17 protein-coding genes are annotated in these 12,319 nt (G+C 57.8%); 15 read left to right on the forward strand and 2 right to left on the reverse strand.

The genetic code is table 11. The features are described 5' to 3' along the window. Positions 1-91 precede the first annotated feature (91 nt). From LJX92_RS13365 to LJX92_RS13415, 11 genes are all read left to right on the forward strand, one after another. On the forward strand, positions 92-277 hold the full coding sequence (locus tag LJX92_RS13365) for a hypothetical protein (RefSeq protein ID WP_032875460.1): 186 nt from the start codon (positions 92-94) through the stop codon (positions 275-277). Positions 278-784: 507 nt separating this feature from the next. Continuing rightward, positions 785-1,306 (forward strand): fimbrial protein, encoded by a 522-nt coding sequence (locus LJX92_RS13370; RefSeq protein ID WP_032875466.1) that lies wholly within the window; start codon positions 785-787, stop codon positions 1,304-1,306. Between the two features lie 47 nt (positions 1,307-1,353). After that, positions 1,354-1,914, forward strand: coding sequence for a fimbrial protein (locus LJX92_RS13375; protein ID WP_032875469.1), 561 nt, complete (start codon positions 1,354-1,356; stop codon positions 1,912-1,914). Positions 1,915-1,933: 19 nt separating this feature from the next. Beyond that, entirely contained in the window at positions 1,934-4,546 is a 2,613-nt protein-coding gene (locus tag LJX92_RS13380; protein WP_228308381.1) for an outer membrane usher protein, read from the forward strand. Continuing rightward, positions 4,543-5,304, forward strand: a complete 762-nt coding sequence (locus LJX92_RS13385) for a fimbria/pilus periplasmic chaperone (RefSeq protein WP_103735141.1) — start codon at positions 4,543-4,545, stop codon at positions 5,302-5,304. The genes LJX92_RS13380 and LJX92_RS13385 overlap by 4 nt, the downstream gene beginning before the upstream one ends. A 20-nt stretch (positions 5,305-5,324) precedes the next feature. Continuing rightward, on the forward strand, positions 5,325-5,897 hold the full coding sequence (locus LJX92_RS13390) for a fimbrial protein (RefSeq protein WP_032875475.1): 573 nt from the start codon (positions 5,325-5,327) through the stop codon (positions 5,895-5,897). Positions 5,898-5,907: 10 nt separating this feature from the next. Continuing rightward, positions 5,908-6,402 carry a fimbrial protein gene (locus tag LJX92_RS13395; RefSeq protein ID WP_032875478.1) on the forward strand — a complete coding sequence of 165 codons (495 nt, stop codon included), beginning with the start codon at positions 5,908-5,910 and terminating at the stop codon, positions 6,400-6,402. 29 nt (positions 6,403-6,431) lie between these two features. Further along, on the forward strand, positions 6,432-6,911 hold the full coding sequence (locus tag LJX92_RS13400) for a fimbrial protein (RefSeq protein WP_032880956.1): 480 nt from the start codon (positions 6,432-6,434) through the stop codon (positions 6,909-6,911). 11 nt (positions 6,912-6,922) lie between these two features. After that, positions 6,923-7,462: a fimbrial protein gene (locus LJX92_RS13405; RefSeq protein WP_103735139.1), complete on the forward strand. Its 540-nt coding sequence runs from the start codon at positions 6,923-6,925 to the stop codon at positions 7,460-7,462. Between the two features lie 117 nt (positions 7,463-7,579). Next, on the forward strand, positions 7,580-8,551 hold the full coding sequence (locus tag LJX92_RS13410; RefSeq protein WP_032875484.1) for a fimbrial protein: 972 nt from the start codon (positions 7,580-7,582) through the stop codon (positions 8,549-8,551). Positions 8,552-8,700: 149 nt separating this feature from the next. Beyond that, the gene (locus LJX92_RS13415; protein ID WP_032875487.1) at positions 8,701-8,982 is read left to right on the forward strand and encodes a hypothetical protein; all 282 of its coding nucleotides are present in this window, start codon (positions 8,701-8,703) and stop codon (positions 8,980-8,982) included. A 9-nt stretch (positions 8,983-8,991) separates the two neighbouring features. Here LJX92_RS13415 and LJX92_RS13420 read toward each other — a convergent pair whose 3' ends face one another. Next, the gene (locus LJX92_RS13420; protein WP_032875489.1) at positions 8,992-9,222 is read right to left on the reverse strand and encodes a hypothetical protein; all 231 of its coding nucleotides are present in this window, start codon (positions 9,220-9,222) and stop codon (positions 8,992-8,994) included. Between the two features lie 199 nt (positions 9,223-9,421). Then, entirely contained in the window at positions 9,422-9,772 is a 351-nt protein-coding gene (locus tag LJX92_RS13425; protein WP_005788197.1) for a hypothetical protein, read from the reverse strand. Positions 9,773-9,985: 213 nt separating this feature from the next. On the opposite strand from LJX92_RS13425, the gene LJX92_RS13430 reads away from it, so the two are divergent. The 4 genes from LJX92_RS13430 (at position 9,986) to ada (ending at position 12,275) form a co-directional block, all read left to right on the forward strand. After that, positions 9,986-10,288, forward strand: a complete 303-nt coding sequence (locus LJX92_RS13430) for a DUF1883 domain-containing protein (protein ID WP_003173824.1) — start codon at positions 9,986-9,988, stop codon at positions 10,286-10,288. Positions 10,289-10,313: 25 nt separating this feature from the next. Then, positions 10,314-10,481 (forward strand): hypothetical protein, encoded by a 168-nt coding sequence (locus tag LJX92_RS13435; protein ID WP_164699482.1) that lies wholly within the window; start codon positions 10,314-10,316, stop codon positions 10,479-10,481. A 3-nt stretch (positions 10,482-10,484) separates the two neighbouring features. Next, entirely contained in the window at positions 10,485-11,150 is a 666-nt protein-coding gene (alkB, locus tag LJX92_RS13440) for a DNA oxidative demethylase AlkB (protein ID WP_148854595.1), read from the forward strand. A gap of 75 nt (positions 11,151-11,225) precedes the next feature. After that, positions 11,226-12,275 (forward strand): bifunctional DNA-binding transcriptional regulator/O6-methylguanine-DNA methyltransferase Ada, encoded by a 1,050-nt coding sequence (gene ada / locus LJX92_RS13445; RefSeq protein WP_228308382.1) that lies wholly within the window; start codon positions 11,226-11,228, stop codon positions 12,273-12,275. The last annotated feature ends 44 nt before the right edge of the window (positions 12,276-12,319 follow it).

Here is a 12,319-nt window from a genome sequence, read left to right on the forward strand (position 1 = left end):
CGCCTGGCACTGACCTGCAACAACTTGCGCCCCCCCTAGCCGTTTGGCGGTATCATGGCCGCCTTGAATCAGACCACGAGATTGCCAATAGATGTCAGAACCCAAAGGTGTAAACGGCTACCTGATCACGCAGCGTGCAGACGGCTGGCACTTGATCAATTTTCACGGCGACAGCGTTGCCGGAACATTTGCGACCGAGAGCCAGGCGATTGCCGTAGCTGAAGTGTTTGTGGATGAAGCAGGCCACGCGTCGAGCAAACGTCCGAAAAACAAGTAAGCCTCGCCACACCGCCACAAAAAAGCCCCGGTCGACGGGGCTTTTTTTTGGACGCCTGTATTTGTCGGCGCCGTGCGACCTCTCCGCCCTCGACACTTAGTTGTTTCGCTTCGTAATTAACTATTGTTTTTTAGTTCGCGTAATCCCATTCTTACATCCGCACCCCCAACTAACATATTCTTATTTATTAGAGTGTGGCTCATTTCCTACAGTCAAAAACAGATTTTTGGCAAATCGCCATATCCTTCCTATATATCCTTACACCGTGTAGCTACACAACTAACGGAATGTGCCGACTTACTTTCTCATGGCAAAACAGCACAATCACTTCCACTTCGAGCGTACCCGTGAATTGCAATACAACTAGTTGGAAACTGTGATTATTCAACAGCCGACTCGGCCGACGACTGGCCGGCGTTCCGGGAGCTACGTTTGGGGTGAAACAGTCAGTCCCGCTCGCAATGGTGACGGGGCTCTTCAATGACATTTTTATGCGGGCATCTGCAAATGAAAACCAAGTTCAAAACTGCGCTGTTTACCCTCGGGCTGTTCGCGGGCTCGATTTCTGGAGCTAACGCGGCAGATGGGACCATTACCTTTCTGGGATCGGTCCACTCGGGGGCCTGCTCCATCAAGCCTGAATCCGTAGATCAGAGCGTTCACCTGGGCGCAATCGCAAAGCATCAATTGCAGGCAGGCGGAAAGTCTGAAGCCCGCCGTGTGCTGATAGAGCTTGAAGGCTGTGACCTGGCGGGCCTCACCGACAACACCGTGACCACAACCTTTACCGCGGCGCCGTCAACCGACGTCCCTGGGGCGATCGGCACCGTCGGTAGTGCAGGCCGCGTGGGCATCATGATGACCCATGGCGGCAGCCCTGTTCAGCTCGGTGTGGCGACGGTGCCCCAGGCCATTTCTACCGGTGATAACACCCTGGAGTTCGGCGCCTATGTTCAAGGCGCTGCTACCGGCGACATCGTCCCGGGCGATTTCAGTGCAGTCACTAATTTCACCTTGGCTTATCAGTAAGTTTTCCCCCCGCCACTTTCGGTGGCGGGGGGCTGGTGGAGATAGCGGTGAAAACATTCATAAGTCTAGCGATCACCTCGTCGCTGGCGATGCTCATCAGCCCTTACGTTTTTGCGCAGACGCTTGCACAGGGCGAGGGTGTGGTCACGCTGGGCGGAGAAGTCGTTGACTCGGCTTGCGGGTTGGAGCTGACCAGTGCTGATCAATCCATTGAAATGACGCCCGAACCCATAGGTCGGCTTTTACGCAATGCGTTGGGAGAGCCTCACCCTTTCGAGTTGCGCCTGGTCAATTGCTCGCTGACCCGTCCCGACCCGCATCGCCCAGGGGCGACGTTGCCTGATTGGCAACATCTGCGCGTCACGTTTGACGGCCCTCGCGACAGAGAAGGCCGCTCCTTTGCCGCCTTTGGTGATTCACAGGGGATCGCCTTCCATATTTGGGATTCGGCCGGCCAGGAGAGTGTTCCGGGTGAGCAGATGGCGCCGCACCCCTTGGCGGAAGGTGACATGACACTTCACTACACGCTGCGGCTGGTGGGTAACGGGCTGCCGCTGGCACCTGGCGCACATCGCGTCGCCGTGCGGTTCAAGTTGGAATACTTTTGAACATTGATGGGTTGCTTTCATGCTGAATGCGTCGAAGATCAAAAACAAGCTGCGTCCGAGTCTGGTTGGCGGGCTGATGTCACTGGCAGGAACTGCATGGGCCGGCGGTGATATCGAATTCAATACGGACGTTCTTGATCTCAATGATCGCACCAATATCGATTTGTCTCGATTTGCACGCAGCGGGTTCATTTTGCCCGGCACCTACACGATGCTTGTACAGATAAATGGCCAGCCTGTTTCCGAGCAATCGGTGGCATTTTACCCGCCCGAGGATGACCCCAAAGGAAGCCAGGCGTGTTTGTCAGTTGACCTGGTGGAACAACTGGGCCTGAAGGCATCCGAAGCGGCCAGCCTGACCTGGTGGAAAGGTAGCGAGTGCCTGGACATTCACAGCCTGCCAGGTACGGAGGTCAGCGCGGATCTGGCGACCTCCACGCTGAGCATCAACCTCCCCCACGCCTACCTTGAATACAGCGCGATCAATTGGGACCCACCCGCACGCTGGGATGAAGGGGTGCCAGGGCTTTTGATTGACTACAACATGACGGCGCAGTCCAACGCTCAAAAAAACGAGCGTACCCGCAATCACCTCAGTGGTAATGGCACCGTGGGTGCCAATGCCGGGGCTTGGCGCCTGCGTGCCGATTGGCAGGGGCGTGTCGACAGCGCGAGGGACAGATCTGCCGGGGAGCAAAAACTGGAATGGAGTCGTTACTACGCTTATCGCGCGATACCTGCGCTGAAGGCGCGCCTGTTGGTGGGAGAGAACTACCTGTATTCGGATCTGTTTGACAGCTTCCGTTTTACCGGGGCGGCGCTCAACTCGGACGAAAGCCAGTTGCCACCTAATTTGCGCGGTTACGCCCCTGAAGTGCTCGGGGTGGCCAAAACCAATGCCAGGGTGGTAGTCAGCCAGCAAGGGCGCGTGCTGTATGAAACCCTGGTGGCAGCCGGCCCATTTCGCATTCAGGATCTTAATGATGCCGTCGCCGGCACGCTGGATGTGCGCGTCGAGGAGCAGGACGGCTCGGTGCAGACTTTCAAGCTCAACACTGCTGGTGTGCCCTACCTCACGCGCCCCGGGCAGGTTCGATACAAACTGGCAACTGGTCGCCCTTCCAGTCTTCAGTACGGCGCTGACGGTAATCTCTTTGGCACGGGCGAGTTTTCGTGGGGGGTCAGCAACGGCTGGTCGCTGTTTGGCGGCGCTATAACGGATAAGTACTACCGGGCGGCAACGATTGGGGCGGGACGTGACCTTTTGGCTTTGGGCGCCCTCTCGCTGGATGTTACCCAGTCCCACGCCAACGTGTGGAATGAAACGCTGTCCGGTAAATCCTTGCGCCTGCAATATTCGAAGAACTTTGAACAATACGACAGCCAAGTAACCTTTGCCGGCTACCGGTTCTCCGACAAGAACTTCTTGAGCATGAGTGAATACTTGGATGCTCGTCACTACGGAATGAATGGCGAACTGGCTGGGCGCGAAAAATACGATGAGCACGGTCAATACACGGGTGGATGGAAGCCTGTGGGTGGCAGCAAGGCGCTTTATACAGCCACTGTAAATAAGCAGTTTCGAGACTTGGGTGCCACCGTCTACGCCAGTTACAACAAACAAACTTATTGGACCCGACCGGCGACTCAACGTTGGAACTTGTCGCTGTCACGTTATTTCAATATTGGTACCGTCAAAAACATGAGCCTGTCTTTGAACGTGTACCGCACTCAGGATTATAACTATAAGGATAACGGTATGGCGCTGACGGTCAGTGTGCCACTGGGACGCAGCGGCACGCTATCGTTGGACGCTAACAGAACCGCGGGCAAAAACGGGTTTTCAACCCGCTACAGTGATCGCATTGATGAGCGCAACAGTTACCAACTCAGTGCGAGCGACAATTCGGCCAGCGGCTATCTAAGCCATGCGGGTGACCAGGCTGACTTGACGCTTGCTGCCAGTCGGCAGCAAGGCAACTACACCAGCCTCAGCATGTCAGCTCGCGGCGGTGGCACGCTCACGCCTCACGGGGCAGCGCTGCATCGTACCAACAGCATGGGCGGGACCCGCCTGATGGTCGATACCGGCGGTGTTGCTGATGTGCCGGTGCGCGGTTACGGCACGCCAACCCGCAGTAATGCGTTTGGCAAGGCCGTCATTTCCGATTTGAGCAGCTACCAGCGTACGGCCGCCAGTGTCGACCTGGAACGCTTGCCGAGCAATGTCGAAGCCACCCAGTCGGTCACCCAACTGACGCTCACGGAAGGGGCCATCGGTTATCGCGCCCTGGAACTCATTTCCGGTGAGAAAGCCATGGCTGTCCTGCGTCTGCCGGATGGCAGTGCGCCGCCCTTCGGTGCAATGGTCAAAAACACAAAACAGCAGGACACCGGGATTGTGAATGACGGCGGCAATGTGTACCTGAGCGGTATCCAGCCAGGCGAGCAGATGGTCGTCAGTTGGAGCGGCCGCGAGCAATGCACCCTCACCTTACCCGTCGTTTTGCCTGCGGATGGCCTGACCAATGCACTGCAACTGGACTGCCGGATGGCAGTCACCGATCAACCCTTGTCCGCGCCGGCAGAGCTGACCGGCAAGCACACCGCCCCGGAGACTACATCATCATGACATTGAACATACGCATCACACTCTCGACCCTCACACTGCTGGCGCTCAGCCTGAGCCAAAACGCCACCGCAGCGATTGGCCTGGACCGTACCCGGGTGATTTTTGATGGTGGCAAGGATGCCACCAGCGTGAGCATCACCAATAACAACACCCAGCTGCCTTATCTGGCCCAAGGCTGGATCGAGGATGAGCAAGGCCAGAAGATAACCACACCCTTGATCGTGTTGCCACCGGTGCAGCGCGTAGAACCCGGCAAACAAAGCCAAGTGAAGGTCCAGGCGTTACCGGCAGCCAAGTCCCTGCCCCAAGACCGGGAGACGGTCTATTACTTCAACCTGCGGGAAATTCCACCTCGCACCGATAAGGCCAACACGTTGCAAATCGCGTTGCAGACCCGTATCAAATTGTTCTACCGACCACAAGCCATCGCGCCCAGCCAACAAGAAGTTTCCAACCCCTGGCAGGAGCGCCTGACCCTTACCCGACAAGGCGAGCGTTATCAAGTCAATAACCCGACGCCTTACTACGTGACGCTGGTGGACGCACGTAGCAGCAAGGACGGCAAGACCGTCGCGGGCTTCGAGCCGCTGATGGTCCCGCCCAAAGGTGCTGTGACGTTAGGCCCGACGGTCAAAGCCCTCGGTTCCACGCCTCATCTTGCCTACGTCAATGATTACGGCGCACGCCCACTGCTGGCCTTCTCCTGCAGCGGTGAGACTTGCAAGGTGAACCTGCAAGCAGCACCGCCTAACCAGTAAGTCTGCCGCCGGAGTAAGCCATGAAACCGCACTATATGAAGGTACTGAGCGGCCTGTTACTGGCCTGTTGGGGGAGTGCGCAGGCCGCGGATGTCGAGGGTATGAATGGCGTGCTGAATATTTCCGGGTCCATGCATGAAACACCTTGCAGCCTGGAAATGAACTCGCTGCATCAAACCATTGACCTGGGCGTGGTATCCACCAGCCAGTTACGCCGGCCCGGCGATCAGGCAAACCAGGTGGCGTTCCAGTTGCGCTTTACCGATTGCAATCGCACCGCTGGCAGCATCCGCAGTGAACGCACCGGCAATCTTACGTGGAGTGCCTTTCAGCCGGTGCTATCGGTCGCATTCCTTGCGCCTGCGGATGCCGATGATTCACGGCTGGTCAAAGTGCAAGGCATCACCGGGATGGGCCTGCAGCTGACCGACTCGCTTGGGCGGGATGTACAACTGGGATCGAGGGGCGAACCGCTGTTCTTGCCCCTGGGCGGCAACACCAAAACCTGGAACGTCCGGCCCACTCGCACCTCCGCGCCACTGTCCAGCGGGGCATTCCGCGCCGTGGTGGATTTCAGGCTCAATTATGAGTAAGAGCAGAGCAATGGCTAAATCAAACGGTTCGTGGGCTGTATTTATCGCGAGCAACCTGCTATTGGCGCTCAGCCAGGGGGTTCAGGCCGATACCAACCTGACCATCCGAGCGGTCATCATCGCGCCGCCCCCGTGTGTCATCAACAGCGGAAGCACGCTCAACGTGCCTTTTGGCAATGACCTGCTGACCTCTCGGATTGACGGCGTCAACTACCGTCGAGATGTGCCCTACACCGTCACCTGCGCCTCCCCTTTCAGCAATGCGTTGACACTGGAACTCAAGGGCACGAGTGCCGCGTTTGACAATCGCGTGCTCGTGACCCGCAAACCGGATCTTGGCGTGAAGCTGTTCGTCAATGGCGCTGATTGGCCCTTGAACACGGCGGTGAACTTTACCTATCCCAACGTTCCGGTGGTGCAGGCAGTACCGGTCAAACGCGCAGGCAGCACCTTGACCGGTGGAACATTCGATGCGGCAGCCACTCTGGTGGTGGATTACCAATGAAATCGATCACCGATAAAGAGAACCGAGCCATGACCCTTTGGCCGCAGAGAGCGCTGCTCGCCTTGTGTTCCATCGGCCTTTGCAGTGGTGCATCAGCCAACCTGACTTTCAGCGGCACGCTGAATGAGCCGCCGCCTTGCACCATCGATGCCGGCAACACGATTGAAGTCGATTTTGGTGACGTCGGGATAAAGCGCGTCGACGGTGTGAGGTACCGCCAGGGCGTCGGCTACACCATTAGCTGTGGCACCGACACCCTGCCATGGGAGCTGAAGTTGAGCGTCAACGGTACCGCCACATCGTTTGACGGTTCAGCCGTACAGACCAGCGTGCCGGAGCTGGGCATTCGGGTTTTCCAGAATAACCAGCCGTTTCCACTCAACACACCCCTGGACATCATCCTGTCGTCACCGCCCGTACTGGAAGTGGTACCGGTCAAACAGCCGGGGGCAACCCTGGCGCCCGCAAGGTTTACGGCGGTGGCCACGCTGTTGGCCGAATACCAGTAGGAGTCGAATCAATGGGACACAAGCGCCATACAGCTTGGCCGTCTACTGCGCTGATACTGGCCCTGGGCCTGATCGGCGAGGGACAAGCAGCGGACAATCTGAGCTTCAAGGGCAACCTGGTTCAGGAGGCTTGCACGCTGCGTCCTGGTGACGATGCCGTCACGTTGGAACTCTGGGACGTCACCAGCAAACACCTCTATATCAACACACGCTCACAGGGCAAAGATTTCAGGCTGCACCTGGAGAACTGCGACACCACGGTTGGCTCCACCGTCACCATCACGTTTGGCGGCAGGGAAAATGCCGCGCTGCCCGGAATGCTCGCGCTGGACGCAGGAAGTGGCGCCTCGGGTATCGGGGTTGGCATAGAGACGCCGAGCAACAAGCCACTGCCGTTGAACACCGTCAGTGATGCGCAGGTGTTGAGTGACGGCAGCAATGTGATCGCGCTTAAAGCCTTTGTGCAGGGCGAGCCGCAGGCCATCAGTGACCAGACCATCGGGCAAGGCGTGTACAGGGTGACCTCTACTTTTACGTTGGACTATCCGTAGCCGCTCCTCGGCAGAGAACGGCATGGACAAACCCTTAACTCTCTTCCGGACGGTTTCAGCACGGGGCTGTATACCTGCGCAGCGACCTGCGGACAGAGGAGCAATGAGAGATCAAAAATGAAACAACTCTATGGAGCTATAGTGCTTCTCGTGCTGCTGAGTAGTGTCACCACGACCGTGCGAGCAGCGGATTGCCGCGTTAATGGCGGACCATGGCAATACGTAGGCGACGGCGGAATTCTTAACCTGCAGGTCCCCGTCAACGTTAGTCTCGGCTCGGACAGCACCCGTATCATTCTTGAAGGCGCGTGGCTGGACTGCCGATTTACCTTCTGGGCTGCTCACCCTACGCGCATAGACTTTTGGGGAACAGCGGCGCCAGCCGGCCCTCCCTGGGTGCCCGGTCCGAAATTTTCCAACCAAGGTACCGGCTTACGCATAAACGGCGCGTTTTATAACACTCCAGTGCCGTTTAACATCCGGATCGCGACCATGCCTAATAACGGTGCGGCGTATCCCATCAGTGTGGCCCCCTATATCTTGCTGCGAAACGATCCGAGCAACCCTATCGAGGTTCAAAGAGGGGATGTCCTGGGCATGCTGAATCTCTACCAAACGAACAATTACAGTTCGGGAACTACGAGGCTCGTACTCACGTACACCGCCGCGAACAACTTCGGCGTCTCCCCATCGACTTGCACGATCAACAATAACAACCCGATCGAGATCAACTTCGGCGACGTAAACCAGCGGGCGATCGGCAGCGATCCACTGACCACGCCCATTCGCACCAACCGCAGGCTAAGCTACTCATGCCCGAATAGCGGAATTACCACGCCGATAACCATCACCTACAAAGGCATCCCGTCGTCGTTTGATAATCGGCTCCTGACAATGACCAACCCCAACGTAGGTACCGCCCTTGTACGTGCAGGCTCTGCGGTTCGAGTCAACGGTTCATTCCTGACCCAAATTACCAACAGTGTAGGAGGCGATGATGTGACGTTTTCGCTGGTGGGACAAGCGGGCTCGCTCCCTGCAGCTGGGGCAATCAGCGGGAGCGGCGTGCTGGTGATGGGAGTGCCCTGACGGCCACCAACAGCTGACTTACGCTAACCAAAGGTGCGCAAGCGCAGTACTTGCAACGGCGACTGCACACCAGGTGGCAGTTCGCTATAATCCGCGCCAACGCCCCACGATAGTGTCAGCGCCCTCTACCCTCTCGACGAAGACCTTTTATGAAAAAAATCCTGGCACTGACTGCGGTACTAGCACTTGCCGGCTGCACGACCGCTTCCGACACTTTGCTGAAAAATGGCGAACAAGGCTTGACTATCGACTGCTCGGGCGAGGCCAACTCATGGGCCAGTTGCTACGAGAAAGCTGACGCCTCTTGTGCCGGCACCGGTTACCGCATCGTCGGCACCAACGGCACGCCAGCCCTCAAGGACAGCGACAAGACCCTGGGCCAGGACGTAGGCAATTTCAAGGGCCGCAGTGTGGTGGTGGTGTGCAAGTAAACCGCCGGACTACAGATGCACTTCGGCAAACTTGATACCCAGGCCGCGCAAGATTTCGATGAGGTCATCCAGGCGTGCAAATGACTCGACCTCGTCCTGATCGTCTACCAGGAAGTAACTGCGGCCGCCGCTTTTCTTGAAGAATACGATCCACTCGCCCAGATCGGCGGGGTTCTGGATGACATGGGTCGCCGAAATCTGACCTTCGGCCTGACGGGCTTTGACGTGTTCTCGTTTCATAACGGGCTTTCCAGAAAGAACAAATGCCGCTCGAACCCAAGGTTTGAGCGGCATCTTTATAGTGAATGCACGACAGTTTAACGGATGCCCTGCCCGATCAGCACGGACGCATAGGCAAAAAAAGCCCCAATCCTGCAGGATCGGGGCTTTTTATCGGATTCAGTGCGTAGGGTGAGACGCCTTGCCAGCGCAACCAGACTCAGCCGGAAATGCACTCTTCCCCAGCTTTCTTCACGTCGCCCGGCCGGATCGGCACGTTGGACATGCTTTCATAGAGCTTGATACTGCTACCACTGGAGCGGTCTTCGATTTCGAAGATCGCAGAAGGGTCCGCCGAAAACTTCTGCGGCACGATGACCTGGATACCGTCTTTATGGGGTTCGATCTGTGGCGGCCGACGGGTCGCCTCCAGTTTGCGCACAACACACGCCGCATATTCCTGCGGTTTCTTCCCTGAGATGACCACCAACGTTGGCGGGGTCTGCTTGATATCTGCAACCGAAGCACACCCAGCAATTGCCAAGGCCAGCACCAACACACTCCACTTCATACTAAAACCTCCGATAAAGACCCTACGACAGCGGGGATGGTAAATTTCTCCCAGCAACGTAGGATTTATCTCTGATAACACGGTAAATAACTGTTTTTAATTGTCGAAGTCGTCGACGACGGCCCGATAATAAACGCGCTGGGGCTGATAAACTCCATCTTAACCTACGTATCGTTCTGATTTTTCAGAAAAAGCCCTTCTGGAGACACCCGCATGAAATTCATTCACCAGCGTGAGCACCTCAACGAGGGAGACATTGTCGTTATCGAATGTTCACAGACCTGCAACATCCGCTTGATGAGCGATGCGAACTTTCGCAGCTTCAAAAATGGCGGGCGCCATACCTACCACGGCGGTGCATTCGATAAATTCCCGGCCAAGATCACTGCACCCAGCACCGGCTTCTGGAACATCACCCTTGATGTGGTGACCCGTCGCGCCATCAGCGTGACCCGCAAGCCTGCGCTGTCCCACAAGATCCGCATCGTTCGCCGCACCAGCACCAAGCTGAGCTGAACCAGCAACTGACAGGAAAAAAGCAGTGACCCCTACGACCAAATACGTCATCAAGTACAAGCTCAACGGCGAACGCCGCTTCGAATTTGCCCAGTTGCAAAGCAACAGCGTCGAAGAAGCCAAGCAAGCCCTGGCGGAAAGTCACGATGCCAGCGACGTAATTACCGACATCACCGTGAGCAAGGCGCTGTAAGTCATGCCGGGCCCTACTGCCGATTTGTTCGCCGATGATGCCCTGCAACAACCTGCCGGGCGCGAGCAGATCGGTGAAGAGTCCTACGTTCTAAGGGGCTATGCCCTGCCCTGGATTGAGCGGTTGCTACCTGAGTTGCGGCGTGTGCTGGCCCAGTCCCCCTTTCGGCAAATGGTCACGCCCGGTGGCTTTACCATGTCGGCAGCGCTGAGCAGTTGCGGCGAACTGGGCTGGACCACCGATACCCGCGGCTATCGCTACAGCCCACTCGACCCGCGCAACCAGCAACCCTGGCCGGCCATGCCGGATGCGTTGCGCCAACTGGCCATGGCGGCGGCAACCGAGGCCGGCTTCCGCGACTTTCTGCCTGACGCTTGCCTGATCAACCGTTACGTGCCAGGGGCAAAGATGTCCCTGCACCAGGACAAGAACGAGCGCAGCTACACCGCACCGGTGGTCTCAGTGTCCCTTGGCCTGCCGGCGATTTTCCTGTTCGGTGGCCATGAGCGCAGTGACAAAACGCAAAAAGTCTCGCTGTTCCATGGCGATGTGGTGGTGTGGGGCGGGGTTGATCGCCTGCGCTTTCATGGGGTGATGCCGATCAAGGCCGGCGAGCATCCGGTCATGGGGGCACAGCGCATCAACCTGACCTTTCGCACCGCCGGCTAATTTGACCGCAAGCTTCGGAGTTTTACCGGTGGGCGACCCGCTTAATCTGCCCCTGAACCGTCTGGAGTGCAGGCCATGAACAACGAACACGATCCGCGCTGGGCCGCCATCATTGCCCGCGATGCCAAGGCAGATGCCCTGTTTGTCTACGGCGTGAAAACCACGGGCGTGTATTGCCGCCCCAGCAGTGCTTCGCGTTTGCCACGCCCTGAGAATATCGAGTTCTTCGACACACCGGCCCAGGCCGAAGCCGCGGGTTATCGTGCCAGCAAACGCGCTACGGGCGATCAGACTCAACTGGCGGCTTACCATGCGCAGTTAGTCGCCGACGCCTGCCGGCTGATCGAACAGGCTGAAACGCCCCCGAGCCTGGATGTACTGGCAAGCCAGGCCGGGTTGAGCCCGTTCCACTTCCACCGTGTGTTCAAGGCCGGCACTGGCTTGACCCCCAAGCGCTACGCCAGCGCCCTGCGCTCACGTAAGGTCCGCGATGGCCTCAAGGGGCAGCAGTCGGTGACAGACGCCCTGTATGACGCAGGCTTTAACGCCAACAGCCGTTTTTATGAAGCGGCTGACCAGCTACTCGGCATGAAACCTAAGGACTACAAAGGCGGCGGCGTCAATAACAACATTCGCTTTGCCGTCGGCCAATGCTCGCTGGGCGCAATTCTAGTGGCGCAGAGTCAGCGTGGCGTGTGTGCGATTTTGCTCGGGGATGATCCGGATAAACTGGTGCGCGACCTGCAAGATCAGTTTCCCAAGGCAGAGTTGGTTGGCGCGGATCAGGATTTCGAACAACTGGTCGCCCAGGTGGTGGGCTTTGTCGAAGCCCCTGCCCTGGGCCTGGATCTGCCTCTGGACCTGCGCGGCACTGCCTTTCAGGAACGGGTATGGCAGGCATTGCGCGAAATCCCGGTAGGAAGTACCGCCAGCTATGCCCAGATAGCCGAGCACATCGGTGCGCCCACCGCCTTTCGCGCCGTGGCCCAGGCCTGTGGTGCCAACCACCTGGCGGTGGCGATTCCCTGTCATCGTGTGGTACGCAGCAATGGCGAACTGTCGGGGTACCGCTGGGGGGTGGAGCGCAAACGTGAGCTGCTGAAGCGCGAAACCCCCTCCTCATAAAATGCCATTCTCGTCCAGTGAATAAAACAGAGTGGCCCGGAGCC

The sequence above is a fragment of the Pseudomonas sp. HN8-3 genome, assembly GCF_020790195.1.
GTDB lineage: Bacteria > Pseudomonadota > Gammaproteobacteria > Pseudomonadales > Pseudomonadaceae > Aquipseudomonas > Aquipseudomonas synxantha_A.